The 22,524-nt window shown below is 70.0% G+C and carries 22 protein-coding genes and 1 riboswitch; of the genes, 12 read left to right on the top strand and 10 right to left on the bottom strand.

Going from position 1 to position 22,524, the window contains the following annotated elements:
* Positions 1-42: 42 nt before the first annotated feature.
* Complete coding sequence (locus ACWFRB_RS23830; protein ID WP_452643710.1) at positions 43-462, bottom strand: MarR family winged helix-turn-helix transcriptional regulator; 420 nt, start codon at positions 460-462, stop codon at positions 43-45.
* Positions 463-550: 88 nt separating this feature from the next.
* Between ACWFRB_RS23830 and ACWFRB_RS23835 the strand changes: the two genes are divergently transcribed.
* Positions 551-2,398 carry an ABC transporter ATP-binding protein gene (locus tag ACWFRB_RS23835; protein WP_452643711.1) on the top strand — a complete coding sequence of 616 codons (1,848 nt, stop codon included), beginning with the start codon at positions 551-553 and terminating at the stop codon, positions 2,396-2,398.
* A 10-nt stretch (positions 2,399-2,408) separates the two neighbouring features.
* On the opposite strand, the gene ACWFRB_RS23840 is transcribed toward ACWFRB_RS23835, so the two are convergent.
* Positions 2,409-3,884: an FAD-dependent oxidoreductase gene (locus ACWFRB_RS23840; protein WP_452643712.1), complete on the bottom strand. Its 1,476-nt coding sequence runs from the start codon at positions 3,882-3,884 to the stop codon at positions 2,409-2,411.
* Positions 3,885-3,994: 110 nt separating this feature from the next.
* Between ACWFRB_RS23840 and ACWFRB_RS23845 the strand changes: the two genes are divergently transcribed.
* Entirely contained in the window at positions 3,995-4,447 is a 453-nt protein-coding gene (locus tag ACWFRB_RS23845; protein ID WP_452643713.1) for an HIT family protein, read from the top strand.
* A gap of 8 nt (positions 4,448-4,455) precedes the next feature.
* Positions 4,456-5,466 carry a 1-aminocyclopropane-1-carboxylate deaminase/D-cysteine desulfhydrase gene (locus tag ACWFRB_RS23850; protein ID WP_452643714.1) on the top strand — a complete coding sequence of 337 codons (1,011 nt, stop codon included), beginning with the start codon at positions 4,456-4,458 and terminating at the stop codon, positions 5,464-5,466.
* A gap of 4 nt (positions 5,467-5,470) precedes the next feature.
* Here ACWFRB_RS23850 and ACWFRB_RS23855 read toward each other — a convergent pair whose 3' ends face one another.
* The 5 genes from ACWFRB_RS23855 to ACWFRB_RS23875 are packed head-to-tail and all read right to left on the bottom strand — an operon-like array spanning position 5,471 to position 9,360.
* Positions 5,471-5,764 carry a SelT/SelW/SelH family protein gene (locus tag ACWFRB_RS23855; RefSeq protein WP_452643715.1) on the bottom strand — a complete coding sequence of 98 codons (294 nt, stop codon included), beginning with the start codon at positions 5,762-5,764 and terminating at the stop codon, positions 5,471-5,473.
* Complete coding sequence (locus tag ACWFRB_RS23860) at positions 5,761-6,507, bottom strand: (2Fe-2S) ferredoxin domain-containing protein (RefSeq protein WP_452643730.1); 747 nt, start codon at positions 6,505-6,507, stop codon at positions 5,761-5,763. The genes ACWFRB_RS23855 and ACWFRB_RS23860 overlap by 4 nt, the downstream gene beginning before the upstream one ends.
* 2 nt (positions 6,508-6,509) lie before the next feature.
* The gene (locus ACWFRB_RS23865) at positions 6,510-7,322 is read right to left on the bottom strand and encodes an ABC transporter ATP-binding protein (RefSeq protein ID WP_452643716.1); all 813 of its coding nucleotides are present in this window, start codon (positions 7,320-7,322) and stop codon (positions 6,510-6,512) included.
* Positions 7,319-8,377, bottom strand: a complete 1,059-nt coding sequence (locus ACWFRB_RS23870) for a FecCD family ABC transporter permease (protein ID WP_452643717.1) — start codon at positions 8,375-8,377, stop codon at positions 7,319-7,321. The genes ACWFRB_RS23865 and ACWFRB_RS23870 overlap by 4 nt, the downstream gene beginning before the upstream one ends.
* Positions 8,374-9,360 carry an ABC transporter substrate-binding protein gene (locus tag ACWFRB_RS23875; RefSeq protein ID WP_452643718.1) on the bottom strand — a complete coding sequence of 329 codons (987 nt, stop codon included), beginning with the start codon at positions 9,358-9,360 and terminating at the stop codon, positions 8,374-8,376. Before ACWFRB_RS23875 ends, ACWFRB_RS23870 begins: the two co-directional genes overlap by 4 nt.
* Positions 9,361-9,391: 31 nt before the next feature.
* A riboswitch (cobalamin riboswitch) is annotated at positions 9,392-9,577 on the bottom strand.
* A gap of 67 nt (positions 9,578-9,644) precedes the next feature.
* Here ACWFRB_RS23875 and ACWFRB_RS23880 point away from each other — a divergent pair.
* Genes ACWFRB_RS23880 through ACWFRB_RS23895 form a run of 4 tightly spaced genes read left to right on the top strand, consistent with a single transcriptional unit; the run spans position 9,645 to position 14,588 of the window.
* The gene (locus ACWFRB_RS23880; RefSeq protein ID WP_452643719.1) at positions 9,645-10,538 is read left to right on the top strand and encodes a phosphoribosylaminoimidazolesuccinocarboxamide synthase; all 894 of its coding nucleotides are present in this window, start codon (positions 9,645-9,647) and stop codon (positions 10,536-10,538) included.
* A 38-nt stretch (positions 10,539-10,576) separates the two neighbouring features.
* On the top strand, positions 10,577-12,718 hold the full coding sequence (locus tag ACWFRB_RS23885; RefSeq protein ID WP_452643720.1) for a S9 family peptidase: 2,142 nt from the start codon (positions 10,577-10,579) through the stop codon (positions 12,716-12,718).
* Between the two features lie 29 nt (positions 12,719-12,747).
* Complete coding sequence (locus ACWFRB_RS23890) at positions 12,748-13,416, top strand: hypothetical protein (protein ID WP_452643721.1); 669 nt, start codon at positions 12,748-12,750, stop codon at positions 13,414-13,416.
* Positions 13,413-14,588: a PrsW family intramembrane metalloprotease gene (locus tag ACWFRB_RS23895; RefSeq protein ID WP_452643722.1), complete on the top strand. Its 1,176-nt coding sequence runs from the start codon at positions 13,413-13,415 to the stop codon at positions 14,586-14,588. Before ACWFRB_RS23890 ends, ACWFRB_RS23895 begins: the two co-directional genes overlap by 4 nt.
* 18 nt (positions 14,589-14,606) lie before the next feature.
* On the opposite strand, the gene ACWFRB_RS23900 is transcribed toward ACWFRB_RS23895, so the two are convergent.
* Positions 14,607-15,248: a helix-turn-helix domain-containing protein gene (locus ACWFRB_RS23900; RefSeq protein ID WP_452643723.1), complete on the bottom strand. Its 642-nt coding sequence runs from the start codon at positions 15,246-15,248 to the stop codon at positions 14,607-14,609.
* 85 nt (positions 15,249-15,333) lie between these two features.
* Between ACWFRB_RS23900 and ACWFRB_RS23905 the strand changes: the two genes are divergently transcribed.
* The 3 genes from ACWFRB_RS23905 to ACWFRB_RS23915 are packed head-to-tail and all read left to right on the top strand — an operon-like array spanning position 15,334 to position 18,193.
* On the top strand, positions 15,334-16,116 hold the full coding sequence (locus ACWFRB_RS23905; RefSeq protein WP_077043901.1) for an SDR family oxidoreductase: 783 nt from the start codon (positions 15,334-15,336) through the stop codon (positions 16,114-16,116).
* A gap of 47 nt (positions 16,117-16,163) precedes the next feature.
* The gene (locus tag ACWFRB_RS23910; protein WP_452643724.1) at positions 16,164-17,231 is read left to right on the top strand and encodes an NAD(P)H-dependent amine dehydrogenase family protein; all 1,068 of its coding nucleotides are present in this window, start codon (positions 16,164-16,166) and stop codon (positions 17,229-17,231) included.
* Complete coding sequence (locus ACWFRB_RS23915; protein WP_452643725.1) at positions 17,228-18,193, top strand: NAD-dependent epimerase/dehydratase family protein; 966 nt, start codon at positions 17,228-17,230, stop codon at positions 18,191-18,193. Before ACWFRB_RS23910 ends, ACWFRB_RS23915 begins: the two co-directional genes overlap by 4 nt.
* A gap of 4 nt (positions 18,194-18,197) precedes the next feature.
* Here ACWFRB_RS23915 and ACWFRB_RS23920 read toward each other — a convergent pair whose 3' ends face one another.
* The gene (locus ACWFRB_RS23920) at positions 18,198-18,887 is read right to left on the bottom strand and encodes a response regulator (protein WP_452643726.1); all 690 of its coding nucleotides are present in this window, start codon (positions 18,885-18,887) and stop codon (positions 18,198-18,200) included.
* The gene (locus ACWFRB_RS23925) at positions 18,884-20,452 is read right to left on the bottom strand and encodes a sensor histidine kinase (RefSeq protein WP_452643727.1); all 1,569 of its coding nucleotides are present in this window, start codon (positions 20,450-20,452) and stop codon (positions 18,884-18,886) included. Before ACWFRB_RS23925 ends, ACWFRB_RS23920 begins: the two co-directional genes overlap by 4 nt.
* Before the next feature lie 123 nt (positions 20,453-20,575).
* Here ACWFRB_RS23925 and ACWFRB_RS23930 point away from each other — a divergent pair, with 123 nt between their 5' ends.
* Both ACWFRB_RS23930 and ACWFRB_RS23935 read left to right on the top strand, forming a co-directional pair.
* Complete coding sequence (locus ACWFRB_RS23930; RefSeq protein ID WP_452643728.1) at positions 20,576-21,997, top strand: cation:dicarboxylate symporter family transporter; 1,422 nt, start codon at positions 20,576-20,578, stop codon at positions 21,995-21,997.
* The gene (locus tag ACWFRB_RS23935; protein WP_452643729.1) at positions 21,994-22,485 is read left to right on the top strand and encodes a glutathione peroxidase; all 492 of its coding nucleotides are present in this window, start codon (positions 21,994-21,996) and stop codon (positions 22,483-22,485) included. The genes ACWFRB_RS23930 and ACWFRB_RS23935 overlap by 4 nt, the downstream gene beginning before the upstream one ends.
* Positions 22,486-22,524 lie beyond the last annotated feature (39 nt).

Raw genomic sequence — 22,524 nt, forward strand, 5'->3', positions numbered from 1 at the left:
CGGTTGACGAGTCCAGACACTCGTCAACCGCGCACAGGCGCGTCAGCGCAATTTGTCGAGGATGCGGCGCAGCTCGGCGCGATCGTGCTCGTCGAGCGCCGCGAAGAAGTCCTCGGCGTCGTCGGCGCGTGCCGTCTCGAGCTCGCCGATGATGCTGCGACCGGCCTCGGTCAGCCGGACGCACGTGGCGCGCCGGTCGGCGGCGTCCGGGGCCCGTTCGGTGAGGCCGCGTTGCTCGAGCCTGTCGACGACCTCGGTCGCGGACCGCGGCGCGATGCGCAGCGCCTTCGCGACGTCTCCGAGCCGAGGATGCCGGTCGGTTTCGCGGTCGATCACCTGCAGCGCCCGGTATTCGTGGGGGGACAGCTGCCAGGGCTCCAGAGCGACGAACCAGCGTCGGCGCAGGGCCCGGGCGCTGGACATCAGGAGATCCCGGAGGGTGTCGGGGTGCTGCTGGTCCATGGTGACTTAGGCTACCTCACTTGACAGACACCTCATAGTGAGGGAACCTCAGTATGTCTTACCCCGACATACCGAGAGGGGTGGTTGTATGACAAGCCCCCGAAGCGGCGAGCCCGGACCGGGCACCCGCTCACGCAAGATCGATCCCGCCGACCGCGCCCAGCTGGCCGAGTCGCCGGTGAGCCTGCGCCGGATCGGCGCCCTGTTCTCGCCCTACCGCCCACAGATCGCGGTGGTCACCGTGCTGATCATCGCGGCCTCCGCCGTCTCGCTGGCCAACCCGTTCCTGGTCCGCGCCGTCATCGACAAGGCCATTCCCGACCAGGACGTCACGCTGCTGGTGTGGGCGGTGATCGGCATGCTCGCGGTGACCGTCGTCGGCTCGGTGCTCGGCGTCGTGCAGACCTGGATCTCCACCACCGTCGGCCAGCGCATCATGCACGGGCTCCGGACCCGGGTGTTCGCACACCTGCAGCGGCAGTCGCTCGGCTTCTTCACCCGCACCAGGGGAGGGGAGATCCAGTCCCGCCTCACCAACGACATCGGCGGCATGCAGACCGTGGTCACCTCGACCGCCACCTCGATCGCCTCCAACGTCACCACCGTCGTCGGCACGGCCATCGCGATGGCCGTGCTGAGCTGGCGGCTCTCGCTGCTCTCACTGATCGTGCTGCCGCCCGCGATCTGGTTGACCCGCAAGGTCGCCAGGATGCGGCGGGAGATCACCGCGCAGCGCCAGCGCACCCTCGCCGACATGCAGACCCAGATCGAGGAGTCCCTGTCGATCAGCGGGATCCAGCTCGGCAAGACGCTGGGGGCCGGTCCCGCGATGTCGGAGCGCTTCGCGGACACCTCGCATCGCCTGGCCGATCTCGAGGTCAGGTCGCAGCTCTCCGGCCGCTGGCGGATGGCCACGATGAACATCGTCTTCGCCGCCATCCCGGCGCTGCTCTACCTCGCGGCGGGCCTGCCCGCGACGTCCGGCGGCATGACCATCGGCACCCTGGTCGCCTTCACGGGGCTGCAGGCGGCGTTGTTCCGGCCGCTGATGAGCCTGCTCGACGTCGGTGTCTCGGTGACCAGTTCACTCGCCCTGTTCAGTCGCATCTTCGAGTACCTCGACCTCCCCGTCGAGATCGACGACCCCGAGCACCCCGTGCACCTGCGCCGCGAGGACGTGGCGGGCGCGGTTCGCCTGGCGGACATCCGTTTTCGTTACGAGGGGTCGGACCGGAACGCCCTCGGCTCCGTGAGCATCGAGGTGCCGGCCGGTTCCTCGCTCGCGCTGGTCGGCGAAACCGGTTCGGGCAAGACCACTCTCGCCTCCCTCGTGGCGCGCCTGCACGACCCCAGCTCGGGTTCGGTGAGCATCGACGGGGTCGACCTGCGGTCGATCCCGCTGGCCGAACTGTCCGAACTGGTCGGGGTCGTCTCCCAGGAGACGTACCTGCTGCACGCCACCATCCGCGAGAACCTGCGGCACGCCAGGCCCGATGCCACCGATGCCGACATCGAGGCGGCGGCGCGCGACGCCCAGGTGCACGAGCTGATCGCGTCCCTGCCCGACGGCTACGACACCGTCGTCGGCGCGCGCGGTCACCGGTTCTCGGGCGGCGAGAAGCAGCGCATCGCGATCGCACGCACGCTGCTGCGCGATCCGCGGGTGCTGATCCTCGACGAGGCGACCAGCGCGCTGGACAACGAGACCGAGCGCGCCGTGCAGGCCGCGCTCGACGCGGTCAGCCGGGGACGCACCACCATCACCATCGCGCACCGGCTGTCCACGATCCGCGATGCGGACCAGATCGTCGTGCTCGATCACGGGCGGGTCGCCGAGTGCGGCACCCACGCCGAACTGGTCGAGCTCGGCGGTAGGTACGCGCGGTTGCTGGCGCGGGCATCCGTGCCGTCCGACGCGCTGGCCCTCGCGCGCTGACGGGACCGTCTCAGTCGGTCCCGGCGGCGGCGACCCCGGCCCGGCGGCCGAAGTAGGTGCCGTCGCCGAGCGACGTCCCGCTGATGTAACCCCAGGAGTGCAGACCGGAGGTGGCCCGCCCGGCCCCGAACAGGCCGGGGATCGGGTCGCCGTCGAGGTCGAGAACCCGGCCGTCGACGGTGGTGCACAGCCCGCCGATGGTGAACACCTCCGCGCCGCCCCTGCCCGCCTCGCCGTACTCCGGCGGGGCGATGCCGCGCTGGACGTCGATCGCGGCGAACGGCGACTGCAGCGGTCGCAGCCACCTCGCGGCCTTGTGGAAGTACGGGTCCTCGCCCTCGGCGGCGTGCCGGTTGTACTCACCGACTGTGGTGGCCAGTGCGCCGGCAGGCATGCCGATCTGCTGCTCCAGCTCCTCGATCGTCTCGCCCACGAAATGCGGTTGCACGCCCCAGCGTTCGTCGACCGGCACCTCCTCGTAGGCCTGCTCGTCGAGGATCACCCACACCTTCAGTCCGTGCTTGTACAGCGCCGCCTGCCCGACCAGGCCGGGGTAGACGTCCTCGTTGATGAAGCGCTGGCCGACGCTGTTGACGATCATGCCGCGCACCATCATCCCGGGGATCAGCGAGATGCCGACCTGCCCGGCGGACATGTGCTTGACGGCGGCGCCGACGGCCTGGGCCATCACGATGCCGCGGCCGTCGTCGCCGCCGTCGCTGTTGACGCCGAGCCCGACCAGTTGCGGGGCGTGCTGCGCGACCATCTCCGCGTTGTCGGCGAATCCGCCGGTGGTGAGCACCACGCCGCGGCGCGCCCGGTAGGCGTAGGTCTTGCCGTACTGGCGGGCGACGACACCGACCACCCGGCCGGCCTCCACGATCAGCCGGGTCGCGTATGTGTCGGTGTGCACCGCCGCGTCGGTGGCCGAGACGGCCTCGGACAGCTTGTGCATCAGGACCTTGCCGCCGAACCCGTCCGAGGTGACCCGGTGTCCGCGGGGGGCGGGCCTGGCGAGCTCCGCGAAGGGATAGGAGTTCTCGCCCATCCACATCAGGCCGTCGTCGGTCGGCGGCACCCAGGTGGGGGAGTTCCACAGCGACGGCTTGAACGGCACGCCGTGGTCGACCAGCCACTGGTAGTGCGCGACGCTGTCCCGGCTGTAGAGGCCGACCTTCTCCTTGTCGGCGTCGGGTCCGAGGGCGGCCAGCAGGAACGCCTCCATGTCCTGCGCGGAGTCCTCGAATCCGCAGGCCCGCTGGACCTCGGTGCCGCCGCCGAGGTACATCTCGCCGCCGGACAGCGCCGACGATCCGCCGCCGCCGCTCGCTTTCTCCAGGATGACGACCTCGGCGCCCGCCGCCGTTGCCTCCAGAGCCGCGGCCGCGCCCGCGCACCCGTAGCCGACGATCAGGACGTCGGTTTCGTGGTCGAAGTGTTCGACGTCGCCCGCATCGAGGGGCGCCACCGGATTGCGTGCGCTCATTTCGCAACTCCCATCCACTGTCGGTGGCCATACCCTAGGACCGCCGCGGCAGCGCGAGAAGGGGATTGCCCGTCCACCGGGAACGCCCGTGGGGCCTATCATCAATCCCCATGAGCCACTGCATATTCTGTGCCATCATCGCGCGCGAGGCGGAGGCGAGCGTCGTGTACGAGGACGAGCACACCGTGGCGTTCATGGATATCCGCCCGTTCACCCCTGGTCACCTGCTGGTGGTCCCGAAGCGGCACGCGTCGGGGCTCGGGCAGCTCGACCCGCAGGACGGCGGCCGGGTCTTCGCCGTCGGTCAGCGATTGGCGGCCGCATTGCGGGACAACGGCACCGACGCCGCGGGCCTGCCCGCCGACGGACCGCGTGCCGACGGAGTGAACCTCTTCCTCGCGGACGGAGCCGTGGCCGGCCAGGAGGTCTTCCACGTGCACCTGCATGTCATCCCGCGCACCCCCGGCGACGGCTTCGGTCTCCGCGGCCGCCCGGTCGCAGCCCGTCGGCCGGATCTCGACTACCTCGCTGGTGCGCTCCGCCGCCGGCTCGGTTCGGTCTAGGCGATCACATGGAACAGACGACAGGCCCCGCGCTGTACCGGCTCTTCCCGGAACTCGAGGCGACCCTCCCATACCGCAGGCTCGGCTCCGCCCCGACCCCGATCACCCACCTGGAGGGTTTGGGCCGGGCGAACCGGCTGTGGTGCAAGGACGAGGGTGTCTACGGCTCGGGCGGCTGGGGCGGCAACAAGGTACGCAAGCTGGAGTGGATCATCCCGGACGTCCTCGCCCGTGGCTCTCGGCAGATCTTCAGCGTCGGCGGCCAGGGCACCAACTGGGGGCTGGCGACGGCCCTGTACGCCCACGAGTTCGGCATCGACACGGCCCTGGCGCTGATCGATCAGCCGATGGACGAGCACGTGCGCGAGCAGCTCGAACGGCTGCGGCACTCCGGTGCCGCACTGCATTTCACCAGGACGAAGGCCCGCACGATCGCGGCGGCACCGTGGCTGATGGTGCGGCACGCGCGCGGCGGGCGACTGCCCTACTTCCTGCCCGCGGGCGGCTCCTCGCGACTCGGGACGCTCGGCTATGTGGAGGCCGCGCTGGAGCTGGCCGCGCAGGTCGAGGCGGGCGCGATGCCGGAGCCGACGCACGTGGTGACCCCGGTTGGCTCGGGCGGCACCGCCGCCGGGTTGCTGCTGGGACTGCGCCTGGCAGGCCTGCGCACCCGGGTGGTCGGGGTGGTCGTCAACGACACCCTGCCGCTGGCCGAGCGGGACCTCGTCGGGCTGGCGCGCAGGACCGCGCGGCTGCTCACCCGGCGCGGGGCCGCGCTTGGCCCTGTCGAGTTCGAGCCGGGGGCGCTCACGGTGACCCGTGACTGGCTCGGGCCCGGATACGGGTTCGGCACGCCCGAGGGATCGGCCGCGCTGCGGGTCGGCGCGGACCACGGGCTGACCCTCGATCCCGTCTACACCGCGAAGGCTCTCGCGGGCGCGCTGGCGATGGACGCGGACGGCGCTCTTGGTGACGGGCCGGTCCTGGTGGTCGACACCTACGGCCCGCGGGGGGACTGAGCGATCAGTCGGCGCGACCGCGATCCGCGTGACCCAGGTCCCGCTCCGGCGCCACCACGTCGCGCACGCGCTGCTTGAGCGTGACGATGTCGGGAAAACCGCCATCGCGCTTGCGGTCCCACAGCAGGTCGTCGCCGACCGCGATCCGGAAGACGCCGCCGGTGCCAGGGATCAGGGCCACCTCGCCGAGGTCTGTGCCGAACGTGTTCAGCAGTTCCTGCGCCATCCAGCCGGCCCGGAGCAGCCAGTTGCACTGCGTGCAGTAGGTGACGGTGACGCGGGGCGCGGCGGTGGTCATGCCTCCAGGGTGTCAGACGACCGCCGCGCACCGCTCCACTCGGCGATGGGCCTGCCCTCGAGCAGGTGCTCGTCGACGAACCGTTCGACCCGGTCGGCGCGCAGTTCCGCGTACCAGGAGTTGTCGGGATACACCGCGACGACGGGCGCCTGCGAGCACGGGAACAGGCAGCCGGTCTGGGTGACGAGGACGTCATCGTCTCCCAGGCCGCGGGCCTCGAGCACGCGGTCCAGTGCCTGCGCGGCCTCCGGGCCGCCGCGCGCCGAGCAGCGCGGACCCCGGCACACCAGGACGTGCCGAGCGAAGCCGGGCACCTCGTCCCACGCGGGCGAGGTCAGGGGAGCGGTGGTCGTGCGGGCCGCGGAGGTGGGGCCCGAGATCGCGGCGTCGAGCAGATCGGCGTACGTGTCGGTGTCGCTCAGCGGCCCGGCGAGGCGGATGTCGGGGACATCCTGCCCGCGCTCGCGCAACCAGTGCCCGATGACGCGGCGGAACCACGCGTCGATCTTGCGGTCCAGCACGGTCTGGGCACTGACCACGACGACCTCGGTGGCGCCTGCCGCGGCCGCCTCGTCGAGCGCCGTGGTGACGGACGTCCCCGAGCCGCCGAGTACCGCCGTCACGAAGACGGTGTCCGGGTGCCGGTCCCGCAGCACCCTCAGTGCGCCGAGCACCTGATCGCGGGGATCGGCGCCGCGGTCGGTGGGCGCGGTGACGATCACCCATCGATTTCGCTGAATCATGTTCACGAGAAAGATCTTTCGGCGGTGGCGTCGACGGGACCGCACAGGACAACCATCGGGCGTCCCGTTCGTGGATGGGGCTGTACCAGGGCGTCGAGGCCGTAGATGTCCGCCAGCAGCTCGGCGGTGAGCACCGACTCGGTCGGGCCCTCGGCGACCACCCGACCGTCGCGCAGCACCACCAGGTGATCGCAGTACATCGCGGCCAGGTTCAGGTCGTGCATCGCGGCCACCGTGGTCAGTCCGCGGGCCCGGATCAGCTCGAGCAGTTCGAGCGAAGCAGAGACGTCGAGGTGGTTGGTCGGCTCGTCCAGCAGCAGCACGCAGGGGCGCTGTGCGAAGGCCCTGGCCAATTGGGTCTTCTGCTTCTCGCCGCCGGACAGGCTCTGCCACAACCGGTGTCGCAGATGTGCGATCCCGGCCGTCGCGAGGCATTCGGTGACCAGTTCGCCCGTGCCCAGTGTGGCGGGGCGGGCCCAGCCGCCGCGGTGCGGGATGGCGCCGAGTGCCACGATCTGTTCCACCGTCAGGTCCAGTTCGGTGGCCGAATGCTGTTCCACCAGTGCGACGGTCCGCGCGAACTCGCGCCGGTGCATCGCGGTCGCCGGGATGTCGTCGAGCAGCACCCGTCCGCTCTCGGGACGCTCGAGCCGGGCGATGGTCGAGAGCAACGACGTCTTGCCCGACCCGTTCGGACCGATCAGGCCGGTGACCTGCCCGGCCGGGGCCGTGCACGCCACCTTGTCGAGGATCCGGCTGCCCCCGGCCGACCAGGTGACGTCCTCGACTCGGATCTCCGGAGTGTGGTGGCTCATGCGCGAACTCCCCTTCGTCGAAGCAGCCACACGAACGCAGGCACCCCGACGATGGCGGTGACGATGCTGATGGGCAGTTCTCGCCCCGGCATGACGGTGCGGGCGGCGATGTCGGCCCACACCAGCAGCAGCGCACCCATCAGTGCGACCACCGGCAGCAGGCGCGCGTGCAGTGGCCCGACGAGCATGCGGGCCGCGTGCGGCACCACGAGGCCGACGAACCCGATGATGCCTGCCTGCGCGACCAGCGCCGCGGTGCACAGCGACGCCACCGCGTACAGCACCCAGCGCGAGCGCTCGACGTTGGTGCCGAGGCTCGCGGCCGCACGCTCACCGAACGCGAACGAGTCCAGCACCCGGCTGTAGGCGAGGACGATCGTCATCGTCACCGCGACGACGACCAGGATGCCGACCAGACCGGACCAGCGCACCCCGGCGACCGAGCCGAGGGTCCAGCTCAGCACCCGGTGGGCGGCGTCCCGGTCGCCGAACAGCACCAGCGCCGACGTCAGTGCCGCCGCGAGCTGCCCCACCGCTATCCCGGCGAGGACGAGCCGACCGGGCAGCAGCGCCCCGGACCGGGACGTCGCGATGAGGAACACCAGCAGCAGGCTCGCGAGGGCACCGAGGAACGCGGCCGTCGAGACGGCACCGAAGCCGAGTGCGCCCACCGCGCTCGCGCCGGTGGTGAGCGCGAGGACCGCGCCCAACGACGCGCCCCCCGACATGCCGAGCAGGTAGGGGTCGGCCAACTGGTTCCCGGTCAGCGACTGCAGCACCGCGCCGCACAGAGCGAGCCCCGCGCCGATGGCCGCGGCTGCCAGCACCCGCGGCAACCGCAGGTCGACGACGATGTGCGTGGTGAGCAGGTCCGTGCCGGGACCGATACCGAGCCGTCCGGCGATCGACTCCACGACCGTGCCGATCGACAGGTCGGCCGCGCCGATCGCGACCCCGGCCACGCAGCTCATCGCGAGCAGCGCGATCAGGATCGCCGACCACGCGGTGCTGGTCGTCGTGGCTGACCGGACCGGCGCCCGGGTGGACGCGGTCACGCCCCGCCGCCGCCCAGCTGCCCGGCGACGAGCGTCGCACCCTCGATCGTGCGCGGACCCGGGGTTGTCGTCGAGAACGGGAGGACGACGAACGCGTTCTCACGCACGGCCTTCAGGTCCCTCAGCGCCGGGTCTGCGCGCAGATAGTTCTTCTTCTCCTCGGCGGTGTCCCACGAGGCGTCGGCGAGGACGATGACGTCCGGGTTCGCGGCCAGCACCGTCTCCCAGTTGCCGTCGGCCCATGACCCGTCCGTGCCGGCGAAGATGTTGGTGCCGCCCACCGCGTCGATGATCAGCTGCGGTCCGCCGGCGTTGGCTCCGACGTACGGCGTCGTGGTGTTGCTGTCGTACCAGAAGATGCTCTTGCCCTTCGCGGGCGCGGCGGACTCGATGCCTGCCAGCGTCTCGCGCATCTGCGCGACCACCGCGTCGGCCTCGTCCACGCGGCCGAACATGATGCCGTAGTCGGTGATCTCGGTCGCGATCGAATCCCAGGCGACCGCGGGTCGCTTCGACTTGTCCTTGCAGCCGAAGGGGGAGACGTAGGTGGCGATGCCGAGCTCGTCGAACGACGCGTGCGAGCCGACGGCCTTGTCGTCGAACGCGCTGGAGTACGACGCCGTCACCAGGTCGGGCTTGGTCTCGAGCAGGGCCTCGCGGCTCGGGAAGTCCTTCTCGTCGAGAGCCGGGACCTCGGCGTACGCCGCCTGCCACTGGGGTGCGATCGTGTCGTCGAGGTAGGCCGTGCCCGCCATCTGGCCCTGGGCGCCGATCGACAGCGCGGTCTCGGTGGCGCCCTGGTTGAGCGTGACACCGCGTTCGGCAGGCCCGTCGAGGGTCACGGTGCGGCCGCAGTTCTGCAGGGAGACCGCGGGGGTGTCGGCGTCGGAGTTCGACGATCCGCCGCACGCGGACAGGGTGAGCGCGGCAGCGATCGACGCTGCGGCAGATGCGATGACTCGGGGTGAAACAGGGGTGCGCAAAGCGACCCGCCTTCCATGACTCGTGGAAAACATGCAGGTATGCGCCACGGCCGGTCTCCTGGCTCGGCAGGGATTGCCGCCGGCTACGCCTTCCCGGATGCATGCGCATCCAGTGGCTGGGGTCGAACCCCTGGTAGTCGACGTACCTGCTCACAGTGGCGAGTACCGCGCCGGCCTTGCACCGGACTTCCCGAACACCGCGACAACTGTTGCAGGATAGACCAAGGCCCTCGGTGGGCGATCGCCCGCGAATCGGCCGGGCAGCGACCCGATAGGGTGCCGGTGTGCGCCCCTCACTCAGCGACTACGCCCACCTGGCCGGCGGCAAGGTCCGCGACCTCTATACGATCGACGACGAGCACCTGCTGCTGGTCGCGAGCGACCGGATCTCCGCCTACGACCACGTGCTGAGCACCCCGATCCCCGACAAGGGGCGCGTGCTCACCGCGATGAGCGTGTTCTTCTTCGAGCAGCTCGGCGGCATCAACCACCTGGCCGGTGCGCCCGACGACGAGCGGATCCCGGCCGAGGTGCTCGGCCGCGCCCTCGTGGTGCGCAAGCTGAACATGGTGCCGGTCGAGTGCGTGGCCCGTGGCTACCTCACCGGGTCCGGGCTGTCCGACTACCAGCGCACCGGCGCCGTCTGCGGCGTCGAACTGCCCGAGGGCCTCGTCGAGGCGAGCAAGCTGCCCGAGCCGATCTTCACCCCCGCCACCAAGGCGGTGCTCGGCGAGCACGACGAGAACGTCGACTTCGCGACCGTGATCGATCAGCTCGGTCAGGAGCTGGCGATCAAGCTGCGCGAGGACACCCTCGACATCTACTTCCGGGCGGCCAGCTTCGCCGCGGACCGGGGCATCATCCTGGCCGACACCAAGTTCGAGTTCGGCCTCGACGCGGACGGCAACCTGGTCCTCGCCGACGAGGTGCTCACCCCGGACTCGTCGCGCTACTGGCCCGCCGAGGGCTATGAGCCGGGCCGGGTGCAGCCGAGCTTCGACAAGCAGTTCGTCCGCAACTGGCTCACCGGCCCGGAGTCCGGCTGGGACCGCGCGAGCGACACGCCCCCGCCGCCGCTGCCACAGGAGATCATCGACGCCACCAGGGCCCGGTACATCGAGGCCTACGAGCGCATCTCCGGGCTGTCCTTCGGCGACTGGGTCCAGACCCCGGTGTAGGCCGTCACGCCGCGGCCCGCACCGCCTAGGCTGGCGGCATGACTTCGTCCGTCACCCCGGTCAGCAGCCCCATCGCAGCCCCGGTCGCCAAGAAGGTCCCCCTCCAGCGCACCCATCACGGCGACACCTTCGTCGACAACTACGAGTGGCTGCGCGAGAAGGACGACCCCGAGGTGCGCGCGTACCTCGAGGCGGAGAACGCCTACACGGAGCAGCAGACCGAGCACCTCGCGCCGTTGCGGGAAACGATCTTCCAGGAGATCAAGGCCCGCACCCAGGAGACCGACCTGTCCGTGCCGTCCCGGATGGGCCAGTGGTGGTACTACTCCCGCAGCTTCGAGGGCAAGCAGTACGGCGTGCAGTGCCGGTGCCCGATCTCCGGCCCTGACGACTGGACCCCGCCGGTGCTCTCCACCGAAACGGAGATCGAGGGCGAGCAGGTGCTGCTCGACAGCAACCTGCTCGCCGAGGGGCACGACTTCTTCTCCCTCGGTGCGTTCTCGATCACACTCGACGGCCATCTGCTGGCGTACTCCGTGGACACCGCGGGCGACGAGCGGTACACCCTGCGGTTCAAGGACCTGCGCACCGGTGAGCTGCTCGCGGACGAGATCCCCGGCACCGCGCCCGGCGCCACCTGGTCCGTGGACAACGAGCACGTCTTCTACATGACGGTGGACGAGGCCTGGCGGCCCGACACCGTCTGGCGGCACAAGCTGGGCACCGCGCAGTCCGAGGACGTCAAGGTCTTCCACGAGCCCGACGAGCGGTTCTGGGTCGGCTTCGGGTCCACCCGCAGCGAGAAGTACCTGATGATCTGGATCGGCTCCAAGATCACCTCGGAGATCCGCTGCCTCGAGTCGGACGACCCCGAGGGCGAGTTCCGGGTGGTGCTGCCCCGCGTCGACGGCGTCGAGTACAGCGTCGAGCACGCTGTCGTCGCGGGCGAGGACCGGTTCCTGATCCTGCACAACGGCGACGTCGAGGGCGTGAAGGCGGAGAACTTCACCCTGGTCGACGCCCCGGTGGCCGACCCAACCGACCAGCGCACCCTGCTGGCGCCGCGCGAGGACGTCCGGCTCGAGGACGCCGAGGCGTTCGCCGGTCACCTGGTGCTGAGCTACCGGCGCGAGGCGCTGACCCGGCTCGCGGTGTGGCCGCTGACCGCCGACGGCTACGGCGAGCTGCGCGAGCTCGAGTTCGACGAGGAGCTGTACTCGGTCGGCGCCGGGTCCAACCCGGAGTGGACGGGCCCGCTGCTGCGGCTCGGCTTCACCTCGTTCATCACGCCCAGCCGGGTCTACGACTACGACGTGGCGACCGGCGAGCTGATGCTGCGCAAGTCGCAGCCGGTGCTCGGCGGCTACGACCCCGACGACTACGAGCAGCATCGGGATTGGGCAACCGCGGCGGACGGGACCAAGATCCCGATCTCGATCGTGCAGCGCAAGGGAGTGGCCGCACCCGCGTCGATGCTGCTCTACGGCTACGGATCCTACGAGTCCAGCATGGACCCGGGCTTCTCGGTGGCCCGCCTCTCGCTGCTCGACCGCGGCGTGGTGTTCGTGGTCGCGCACGTGCGCGGCGGCGGCGAGATGGGCAGGCACTGGTACGACAACGGCAAGATGCTGACGAAGAAGAACACCTTCACCGACTTCGTCGACTGCGCACGGCATCTCATCGATGCAGGCCGCACCACGCCCGCGCAGCTGGTCGCGGACGGCGGCAGTGCCGGTGGACTGCTGATGGGTGCGGTCGCGAACCTGGCGCCGGAGTTGTTCGCGGGCATCCTGGCGAACGTGCCGTTCGTGGACCCGCTCACCTCGATCCTCGACCCCTCGCTGCCGCTGACGGTGATCGAATGGGACGAGTGGGGAAACCCGTTGGCGGACAAGGACGTCTACGAGTACATGAGGTCCTACAGCCCCTACGAGAACGTCGCGGCCAAGGACTACCCGGCGATCCTCGCGATCACCAGCATCAACGACACCCGGGTGCTGTACGTCGAGCCGGCCAAGTGGGTGGCCGCGTTGCGGGCGACGAAGACGGGTGACGCGCCGCTGCTGCTCAAAACCGAGATGAGCGCCGGCCACGGCGGCGTCAGCGGCCGATACGAGAAGTGGAAAGAGGTCGCGTTCGAGTACGCGTGGGTGCTCGCCACGGCGGGCGCGGTGAGGTAGTTCGCGCCGCGAAGGACTACGTTCATCCCATGACCGACGCAGCGACCCGTCATCACCGTGCCCCGGTGCCGCGAGAGGAGCGGGACGACTGGGTGCCGGTCGATCGCCGGATCCTCGGCCTCGATCGCCGAACCCTGTTGCCTGCCATGGGAATTCTCCTGCTGGCGTTTCTCTACGCCACCGTCGTCCCTGCGATCGACCGGTCGATCGCCTATGACGACCCGGTCGCCGCGGGTGAGCTGCTGGTGCTCAAGGACGGGGTGACCGTCGACCCGCCGGACGGGTGGAATCTCGTGTCCGGCCTGCGCTCGACCGACTCCACCACGAGCGGCATCAAGGGCGCCGACGCGGTGTTCGGCAACGGGACGATGGTTCTCTCGATGCATGCCACCGACTTCAGCGGGTCGGTCGACGCGCTGCTCGACGAGTCCGCCGGACGCAGCGAGGGGATGAATCGCGCGGAGGGGCTGCGGCTCACCGGGGACCGGCAGGAGATCTACTCGACCGCGGGCACGCGTGGCGTGATCGAGAAGTTCACCGAGCCCAACCGAGAGGGGTTCTTCGCGGCCTTCGTCGACGGCGGGACCGCCGTCACTGTCACCGCGGCGGGACTGCCCGGCGACGTCATCGCCGACAACGCCGACGTCGAGGCGACGCTCGGCAGCATCCGGTTCGAGCGCCAGGAGGCCGGCGAATGACCGCACTGACAGGTGACGCCACCCCGGATGTGGTCAAGCAGCGGCAGCTGACCGCGATCGCGCGGTCCGGATACGGCCGCCCGTACCGGATCTACCAGCCGCGCAACCTCGCGTTCTGGGTGTACTGGCTGATCATGGCGGCGGGGGTGGTCCGGCTGCTCGAGAACCTGGTCCCCGGAGCGCCCGTGCTGACCACCGCGCTGGTCGCAGGGGTGATCGTGTTCACCCTCTACACGGTGCCGTTCTGGCTGATCATCAGCCATGTCGACCGCTTCAGGAGCGTGCCCGTCAAGGTGCGCGTCCTGGCCTTCCTCTGGGGCGGGATCGGCGCGACCTTCGGCATGGTGATCGCCGCCAACGACCCGATCCGCGCGATCTACACCAAGCTCTACGGCCAGGCCTTCGCGCTGGACTGGAGCGCCGCGCTGACCGCGCCGTTCACCGAGGAGATCGCGAAGGGGGCCGGGTTCGTCCTGATCCTGCTGCTCGCGCCGCGGGTGGTGCGGACCGCATTCGACGGCGCAGTCATCGGTGCCTTCATCGGACTCGGATTCCAGGTCTTCGAGGACCTGCTCTACGCGGTCTCCGCCGCCGCCGGGGCGTTCGGCGCCGAGCAGGGGCCCGCCGTCGTGCAGGTGATCGTCATGCGCGCCGTCACCGGCATCGCCTCGCACACGGTCTTCAGCGCGATCTTCTGCATGGGCCTGGTGTGGCTGATCGGCAGGCCGGACGAGCCCCGCCGCATCGGCCGCGGCCTCGCACTCGTGCTGGCGGCCATGGTGCTGCACGGAGCCTGGGACTGTGCGGCCGCGCTGGCGCACGGCACGCTCCTCGGCGTGATCGGCGTCTGGATCCTGGTGCCGGTCGTGATGTTCACCCTGCTGGTGATCGGGCTGCGCCGGGCCGCCGAGCCCGAGCGCGCCTGGGTTCGCGCGATCCTGACCCCCGAGGTCGACCGCGGGGTCCTCACCGAACCCGAACTGGCCGCGGCGAGCGGCACCGGCCGCGAGCGCAAGGCCTTCGTCAAGGCCGCGGGTGATCACGCCGCCCGCAGGCGCGCCCGACACGTGCTGACCGCGGCGGGCGAACTCGCCGAACAGATCGCGGAGGACGGCGGGACCGAGACCCCCGCCACCGGGTTCGCTCGATCCGAGGTGGCCAGGCTCCGCTGATCCATCTCGGGTCTGCGCCTACCGCCCCTGCGGGGGACCTGCCGCGCCGCCGAGGAGGATGTCCGGCATCCGGCGGGCGAGCGTCTCGGCCTCGTCGTCGGCCATCAGCAGTCGCAGCACCATGCTGCCGCCGACGATGAACAGCATGGTGGCCTGCGCGTCCAGTGCCGCGGCGTCGCGCTCGCCCGCGCCCTCGTCACCCGCGCCGCCCTCGTGCATGATGTCGGCCAGCATGCCGACGCCGGGCCCACCGAAGTCGGTCCACAGCGCCGTCAGCAGGTCCTCGCGGTCGCGGAACGCGGCCAACAGGCCGGGCAGCGCGGCCTTCACCTCCGGTCGGCCGAAGAGTTCGAGGGTGTAAGCGCAGGACCGGCGGATCCACTCCGCCGGATCGACGGCGTCGGCGACGGGCGGGGCGTCGTCGACCCAGCCGAAGATCGCCTCGAACACCAGGTGTGTCTTGGACGGCCAGCGGCGGTAGAGGGCGGGCTTGCCAACGCCCGCACGCTCGGCGATCGCCACCATCGTGGTCTGGTCCCAGCCCGCCTCGGTCAGCAGCTCCCTGGCGGCGGCCAGCGCGGCATCGTCGATCGCCGGATTCCGCGGTCGCCCGCGCCTGCGCTCGCCGTCCGTCCCCGCTGTCTCTTTGTCAGAAGTCATTGTCATTAGCGTAACGCGATGTTACCTTCCAGATATCGTAACTCGACGTTACGTAATGAGCTGGATCACACCGGAGGAAGCTGACATGGCGGAGCTGTTGGAGGGCAAGACGGTCGTGGTCTCGGGGGTCGGCAACGGCCTCGGGCGGGAGATCGCGCTCGCCGCGTACCGCGACGGCGCGAACGTCGTGCTCGGCGCGCGGACCGAGGCGAATCTCAAGGCTGTTGCCGAGGAGGTCGACCCCACCGGGGAGCGGGTCGCGTACGCGGTCACCGACATCCTCGAGAAGGAGGCGTGCGGTGAGCTGATCCGCACGGCCGCCGATCGCTTCGGGGGAGTGGATGCCCTGGTGAACGTGGCGGCGAAGGAGGACGTCTTCGGCGGACTGGAGGGCGCCGACCTGGACGCCTGGAAGTCGATGCTCGACGCCAACGTGATCGGCACGCTCACCCTGACCCAGGCCGCGCTGCCGGAGCTGAAGAAGCGGGGCGGGTCGGTGGTGTTGATCGGTTCGCAGGCGATGTTCCATCCGCAGCTCCCGCAGTCCGCGTACGCCACGTCGAAGGGCGCGCTCCACGCGGCGATGTGGTCGCTGGCAAAGGAGCTCGGCCCGTACAAGATCCGGGTGAACACCGTCGTCCCCACCTGGATGTGGGGCCCGCCGGTCGAGCTGTACGTCGGTCTCGCGGCCGCCGAGCGCAAGGTCCCCGAGGAGACCATCATCGGCGAGATCACCAAGAACATGCCGCTCGGCGAGGTGCCCGCCGACGACGACGTGGCCAACTCGGTGGTGTTCTTCGCCTCCGACCGGGCCCGGATGCTCACCGGCCAGACCCTGTTCGTCAACGCGGGCGAGTACTTCCGCTGAGTGGCGAAACCTGTTGATGCACACACACCTTTGAGAGGCAGTACGGCATGAAGCACAAGGTCATCGTCTGGGGCACCGGCGTCGTCGGCAAGCTGGTCATCCGTGAACTGATCGACCACCCGGCGTTCGAGCTGGTCGGCGTCATCGTGCACGATCCCGTCAAGGACGGCGTCGATGTCGGCACCCTGATCGGTGTCGACCCCGTAGGGCTCACCGCTACAACAGATTTCGAGGCGGCCCTCGCGGTGGAGGCCGACGCGGTTGCCTACTACGGGCCGACCGCGGAGTACGCGGTGCAGAACATCGACAACATGACGGCGGCGCTGCGGTCGGGCAAGCACGTGGTGTCCACCTCGATGACGCCGCTGGTCTACCCGAAGCTCTGTCCGCAGGAGATGCTCACGGCCCTCGAGCAGGCCTGCCAGGAGAGCGGGAAGTCCTGCTTCACCACCGGCATCGACCCCGGCTTCGCCAACGACCTGTTCCCGATGACCCTGATGGGCGTCTGCGGGCGGGTGGACAGCGTGCGGGTGCAGGAACTGCTGGACTACGCCACCTACGAGGGTGACTACGGCCCGACCATGGGCATCGGCGCGCCGATCGGGCAGGCGGCGGTGCTCGAGATCCCGGAGGTGCTGATCTTCGCGTGGGGCCACACCATCCCGATGATCGCCGATGCGGTGGGCGTGAAACTGGACCGGATCGACACCGTCTACGAGAAGTGGGCGGCCACCGAGCCGATCGAGTACAAGTTCGGCGTCATCGAGCCCGGCCAGTGCGCCGCGGTGCGATTCGAGATCCGCGGCTGGGTGGGCGACGAGGCGAAGATCGTCATCGAACACGTCAACCGGATCACCAACGACGCGGCCACCCACTGGCCGCGGGCCACCTCGGTCGACAACGACGTGTACCGGGTGATCATCAAGGGCAGCCCGAACATCACCCAGGAGACCGTGTTCCGCGGCGAACAGGATGACAACCCGATCACCGGCGGTTGCCTGGCGACCGGGATGCGCGCCATCAACGCGATCCCGTTCCTCGGCGACGCCAAGCCCGGCCTGCTCTCGGCGCTCGACCTGCCGCTGATCTCCGGCCGGGGCACCATCCGATCATGAACCTCCTGCTGACCGGCGCGTTCGGCAACATCGGCTCGCACGTGCTCGCCGAGTTGCTGGGCCGCGGTCACCGGGTCAGATGTCTTGCCCTCGACACCCCCGAGGACCGGCGCCGGGCGCGCGGGTTCGCGGGGGTGGACACGGTGTGGGGCGACATCAGGGACGCCGAGGTCGTCGCGGCGGCCGTCGCCGGCGTCGAGGCGGTGTTGCACCTGGCGGCGATGATCCCGCCCGCGAGCGAGCTCGACCCGGGGCTGGCCAGACAGATCAACGTGGACGGCACCCGCAATGTCGTCGATGCCTGCCTGGCGCAGCCGCGGCCGCCGAAGCTGTTGTTCGCCTCCACCTTCGACGTGCACGGCCACACGCTGGACCGGGACCCGCCGCGGCGGGTGGACGACCCGCGGGTCGCAACCGATGCGTACACGGCGCACAAGATCGAGGGCGAGGACATGGTGCGGGAGTCCGGGCTCGACTGGTTCATCCCGCGCTTCGCGGATGTCCCGATCCTGGGGCTCCGGAAGCCGGACCCGATCATGTTCGAGATCGGCCTGGAGAACCGGATCGAGGTGCTGCATCCCGTCGACGCCGCGGTCGCGGTCGCGAATGCCGTGGAGACCCCGGCGGTGTGGGGCCGGGTGTTGTTCCTGGGCGGCGGCGCGGGCTGTCAGATCACCTATCGCCAGTTCCTTACCGAGATGCTGGGCGCGATGGGCCTGGACATGCTGCCGGACGACGCGTTCAGCGGCAAGGTCTACGCCACCGACTGGGTGGACACGGCGGCCGGTCAGCGACTGCTGGGCTACCAGCGCCGCGTCTTCGACGACATCGTCTCGGACATCGCCGCGACCCTCGGGTGGCGGCGGCACCTGATGCCGCTCGCCAGGCCGTTCGCGCGGCGGGCCATGCTGCGGATGAGTCCCTATGCGGGCCCGACGCGGGTGACCGCCGCGCCGCGGTGAGGCATCAGCGCCAGACGTAGCGCACCTGCGGCCTGCCCGCGCGCCCGTACTCCGTGTGCCGGTCCACCAGTCCGTCCTCGGCCATCCGCTCGAGATACCGCCAGGCGGTGACCCGGGATACGCCCGCCGCGTCCGCCGCCTGCGAGGCGTTCAGGCCGGACTCCGAGGTCCGCACGGCCGAGGAGATCTCCTGCAGGGTCTGCGGCGCAACACCTTTGGGTGCCGAGGTGCGCTCATCGGTGCTCCGCAGGACGGCCATGGCGCGGTCCACGTCCCGCTGGCTGACCGCCTTCTCGCCGGTCGGCAGCGCCCGGCGGAACTCGAGGTACCGCTCGAGCTTGTCGCGGAAGGCGGCGAAGGTGAACGGCTTGAGCAGGTACAGCACGATGCCCTGCGCCACGGCCGCGCGGACCATCGACAGGTCACGGGCCGAGGTGATCGCGATGATGTCGGGGGTTGGCCGCACCCCGCCGAGCGCGGCGGCGACGTCGAGGCCACTGCCGTCCGGCAGCCCGAGATCGAGCAGGATCAGGTCGATCGGCTCGTCGGTGGCGTTCGCCGCGGCGACCGCCCGGATCGCGGCGCTGCCGGTGTGCACCACGGCGTGCACGGTGAACCCGGGCACCCGGCCGACGTAGGTGCGGTGCGCCTCCGCGATGAGTGGCTCGTCCTCGACGACCAGCACGCGGATCATTCGTTGCCTCCGAGGGGGATACGGACGAGGACCACCGAACCGTAGGTCATCTCGGCGGTGATGGTGCCGCCGTGCCGGGTGATCACCTGCATCACCAGCGCAAGGCCGAGCCCGCGTTGATCGGACTTGGTCGAATACCCTCGCGCGGTGGCCCGCTCCAGTGCCTCGGCCGACATCCCGGGTCCGCTGTCCGCGACCCGGACACTGAGCTCGGCGCCGTCGGAGCGCATCGTGACCTCCACCCACGGCCGCTCGTCCCCGTCGCCCGTGCCCGCCGCGTCGATGGCGTTGTCGACGAGATTGCCCACGAGCGTGACCAATTCGCGGGCGGTGAGCGGCCCCGTGGTCGGCAGCGCGGTGTCGTCGGTGACCGTGAGGTCCACCCCCCGCTCGGCGGCATGGTTCACCTTTCCCAGCAGCAGGGCCGCAAGGGCCGGCTCCGCGATCGCCGTGGTCAACCGGTCGATGAGGTGCTGCGACAACGCGAGCTCCGCGGTCGCGAACGCGACGGCCTCCTCGGTGCGGCCGAGCTCGACCATGGTAACCACGGTGTGCAGCCGGTTCGCCGACTCGTGCGCCTGGGAGCGGAGCGATTCGGTGAACAGTCGTACGGAATCGAGTTCCCCGGTGATGCTCTGCAGTTCGGTGTGGTCGCGCAGGGTGGTCACCGTGCCGATCACCCGGCCCTCGAAGGACACCGGATCCTGATTCACCACGAGCACGCGGTCCCCGGTCAGGTGTACCTCGTCCTTCACCGGGCCCGGACCCATGGATCGCAGCGATTCCGGCAGCTGCGCGCGGGTGACCGGGCCGTCGGGCAGCGTCAACAGGCGTCGTGCCTCGTCGTTGACCACCTCGGCGACGTCCGAACCCGCGTCGAAGACGAGCAGCCCTTCGCCGATCGAGTGCAGCACCGCGTCGTGGTGTTCGTAGAGGGTGCGCAGCTCGGCCGGGGCGAGGCCGAGTGTCTGACGACGCAGTCGCCTGCTGAGCAGGACCGAGCCGAGCGCCGCCAGGGTGAGGGCGACGGCAGTCACCGCGAGTAGCAGTGGCAGGCCGCGCAGGAACTGGTCGATGATCTTCTCCCTGGTGACGCCCGCCGCCACCAGTCCGACGATCCGGCCGTCGGCGTACACCGGCGCCACCGTGCGAATCGACGGGCCGAGCGATCCGGCGTAGGTCTCGGTGAAGGTCTCGCCCGCCAGCGCGCGGTCGATGTTGCCGCTGAACGGCTGCCCGATCAGCGCGGGATTGGTGTGGGTGTAGCGGGTTCGGTCCGGCGCCATCACGACGATGAAATCGACGCCGGTGGCGCGTCGGATCCGCTCGGTCTGCGGTTGCAGGGCGGCGCTGGGGTCGGGGGAGAGCAGTCCCGCCGCCGTCGAATCGGCCCAGGCGATCGATTCGGCGACCGCCGTCACCTCGCGCTCGGTGGCCGCGTCGGCGTCGCGTCGTTCGTCGAGAATGGTCACCACGCTGCCGGTCAGCACCACCACGGCCAGCACAAGCAGCTGCAGCACCAAAACCTGTCCGGCGAGACTTGCGCGCCGTCGGGACCTGATCACTCGTCCGTCCTCTCGTGAACGAAATGAACGCAACCGTGACTGTCGTCGCGGCGCGCTCCACCATTCTTCATGAGGCGAAGTGATGCAGCTCACTTCCTTGAGAGGCAGTCAAGAGGACCAGTCATGACCATCGATTCGAAGCGGGACGATACGCCACCACCGCCGACCGCGGGCAAGCGTGACCGGACCCATTGGCTGTACCTGGGAGTGATCGTCGCCGTCGTCGCCGGCGTGCTCGTCGGCTGGCTCGCGCCGGAGGTGGGCAAGTCCCTCGGGGTGCTCGGCACCCTGTTCATCAGCCTGATCAAGATGATGATCAGCCCGGTCATCTTCTGCACGATCGTGCTGGGCATCGGCTCGGTGAAGGCGGCGGCCAGCGTCGGCAAGGTCGGCGGGCTGGCACTGGCCTACTTCCTCGGAATGTCCACGGTCGCGCTCGGTATCGGCCTGCTCGTCGGCAACCTGCTCGACCCGGGGAGCGGACTGCACCTGAGCGCCGCGACCTCCTCGGCAGGCGCGGACCTCGCCGAGAAGGCGCACGGCGCGGGCGGCACCATGGACTTCATCGCCGGGATCATCCCGACGTCGCTGCTGTCCTCCCTCACGGTCGGCAGCGTGCTGCAGACGCTGTTCGTGGCGCTGCTGGTCGGGTTCGGGCTGCAGTCCATGGGCAAGCAGGGTGAACCGATCCTGCGCGGGATCGGCTATGTGCAGAAACTGGTGTTCCGGATCCTGGCGATGATCCTGTGGCTGGCGCCCATCGGCGCCTTCGGGGCCATCGCGAACGTGGTCGGCCAGACCGGTCTCGGTGCCGTCGTGCAACTGGGCACGCTGATGGTCGGCTTCTACATCACCTGCGCGATCTTCGTCTTCGGTGTGCTCGGCCTGATGCTGCGGGCGGTGTCCGGGTTCTCGATCTTCAAGCTGGTCCGCTACCTGGCCAGGGAATACCTGCTGATCTTCGCGACCTCCTCCTCCGAGTCGGCGCTGCCGCGGCTGATCGCCAAGATGGAGCACGTCGGGGTGCAGCGCACCACCGTCGGCATCGTGGTGCCGACCGGGTGCTCCTTCAACCTCGACGGCACCGCCATCTACCTGACGATGGCGTCGATCTTCATCGCCGACGCGATGGGGCAGCCGCTCGCGATCCCGGAACAGCTTTCCCTGCTGGTGTTCATGATCATCGCGTCGAAGGGCGCGGCGGGCGTCAGCGGCGCAGGCCTGGCGACCCTCGCAGGCGGGCTGCAGAGCCACCGGCCGGAATTGCTCGACGGCGTCGGTTTGATCGTCGGCATCGACCGGTTCATGTCCGAGGCCCGCGCGGTCACCAACTTCTCCGGCAACGCGGTGGCGACCCTGCTGATCGGGACCTGGACCCGCACCGTCGACGCGTCGAGGGTGCGGACGGTTCTGGACGGGAAGCTGCCGTTCGACGAGACGACCATGGTGGACGACCACCTGCCCGAGGACGGCCCGATCGCCGTCCCGCAGGATGGCAGCGAGAAGGTCAGCGCCGCACGAGTTCCCGTACCGTTGGCCTCATGACGAACCCCCTGAACATCGAGATCAACACCCTCGGCGGGTCCCCGACCTCGCTCGGCGCCTACGACGGAAACGCGATCCTGCTGGTCAATGTCGCGTCCAAGTGCGGGCTCACGCCGCAGTACACGGCGCTCGAGCAGCTGGCCAAGGACTACGTGGACCGCGGCCTCACCGTGGTCGGCGTGCCCTGCAACCAGTTCATGGGGCAGGAGCCCGGCACGGCCGAGGAGATCGAGACCTTCTGCTCGACGACCTACGGCGTCTCGTTCCCGCTGCTGGAGAAGATCGAGGTCAACGGCGAGGGCAGGCACCCGCTGTACGCCGAGGTCACCAAGGCCGCCGACGCCGAGGGCGCGGCGGGCGACGTGCAGTGGAACTTCGAGAAGTTCCTGCTCGCCCCGGACGGCACCGTGGCGAACCGCTTCCGCCCGACGACCGTGCCGGATGCGCCCGAGGTCGTCGCGGCCATCGAGGCCGTGCTGCCGAAGTAGCAACGCAACCGAACAAAGGCTTCGGGTGAACGCGAAAGG

The sequence above is a fragment of the Rhodococcus sp. NPDC055112 genome, from assembly GCF_053607505.1.

Excerpts from the sequence above, each read along its gene's own strand:
- ACWFRB_RS23830 (WP_452643710.1), bottom strand. The coding sequence starts at position 462 with ATGGACCAGCAGCACCCCGACACCCTCCGGGATCTCCTGATGTCCAGC.
- ACWFRB_RS23835 (WP_452643711.1), top strand. The coding sequence starts at position 551 with ATGACAAGCCCCCGAAGCGGCGAGCCCGGACCGGGCACCCGCTCACGC.
- ACWFRB_RS23840 (WP_452643712.1), bottom strand. The coding sequence starts at position 3,884 with ATGAGCGCACGCAATCCGGTGGCGCCCCTCGATGCGGGCGACGTCGAA.
- ACWFRB_RS23845 (WP_452643713.1), top strand. The coding sequence starts at position 3,995 with ATGAGCCACTGCATATTCTGTGCCATCATCGCGCGCGAGGCGGAGGCG.
- ACWFRB_RS23850 (WP_452643714.1), top strand. The coding sequence starts at position 4,456 with ATGGAACAGACGACAGGCCCCGCGCTGTACCGGCTCTTCCCGGAACTC.
- ACWFRB_RS23855 (WP_452643715.1), bottom strand. The coding sequence starts at position 5,764 with ATGACCACCGCCGCGCCCCGCGTCACCGTCACCTACTGCACGCAGTGC.
- ACWFRB_RS23860 (WP_452643730.1), bottom strand. The coding sequence starts at position 6,507 with ATGATTCAGCGAAATCGATGGGTGATCGTCACCGCGCCCACCGACCGC.
- ACWFRB_RS23865 (WP_452643716.1), bottom strand. The coding sequence starts at position 7,322 with ATGAGCCACCACACTCCGGAGATCCGAGTCGAGGACGTCACCTGGTCG.
- ACWFRB_RS23885 (WP_452643720.1), top strand. The coding sequence starts at position 10,577 with ATGACTTCGTCCGTCACCCCGGTCAGCAGCCCCATCGCAGCCCCGGTC.
- ACWFRB_RS23890 (WP_452643721.1), top strand. The coding sequence starts at position 12,748 with ATGACCGACGCAGCGACCCGTCATCACCGTGCCCCGGTGCCGCGAGAG.
- ACWFRB_RS23895 (WP_452643722.1), top strand. The coding sequence starts at position 13,413 with ATGACCGCACTGACAGGTGACGCCACCCCGGATGTGGTCAAGCAGCGG.
- ACWFRB_RS23900 (WP_452643723.1), bottom strand. The coding sequence starts at position 15,248 with ATGACTTCTGACAAAGAGACAGCGGGGACGGACGGCGAGCGCAGGCGC.
- ACWFRB_RS23905 (WP_077043901.1), top strand. The coding sequence starts at position 15,334 with ATGGCGGAGCTGTTGGAGGGCAAGACGGTCGTGGTCTCGGGGGTCGGC.
- ACWFRB_RS23910 (WP_452643724.1), top strand. The coding sequence starts at position 16,164 with ATGAAGCACAAGGTCATCGTCTGGGGCACCGGCGTCGTCGGCAAGCTG.
- ACWFRB_RS23915 (WP_452643725.1), top strand. The coding sequence starts at position 17,228 with ATGAACCTCCTGCTGACCGGCGCGTTCGGCAACATCGGCTCGCACGTG.
- ACWFRB_RS23920 (WP_452643726.1), bottom strand. The coding sequence starts at position 18,887 with ATGATCCGCGTGCTGGTCGTCGAGGACGAGCCACTCATCGCGGAGGCG.
- ACWFRB_RS23930 (WP_452643728.1), top strand. The coding sequence starts at position 20,576 with ATGACCATCGATTCGAAGCGGGACGATACGCCACCACCGCCGACCGCG.
- ACWFRB_RS23935 (WP_452643729.1), top strand. The coding sequence starts at position 21,994 with ATGACGAACCCCCTGAACATCGAGATCAACACCCTCGGCGGGTCCCCG.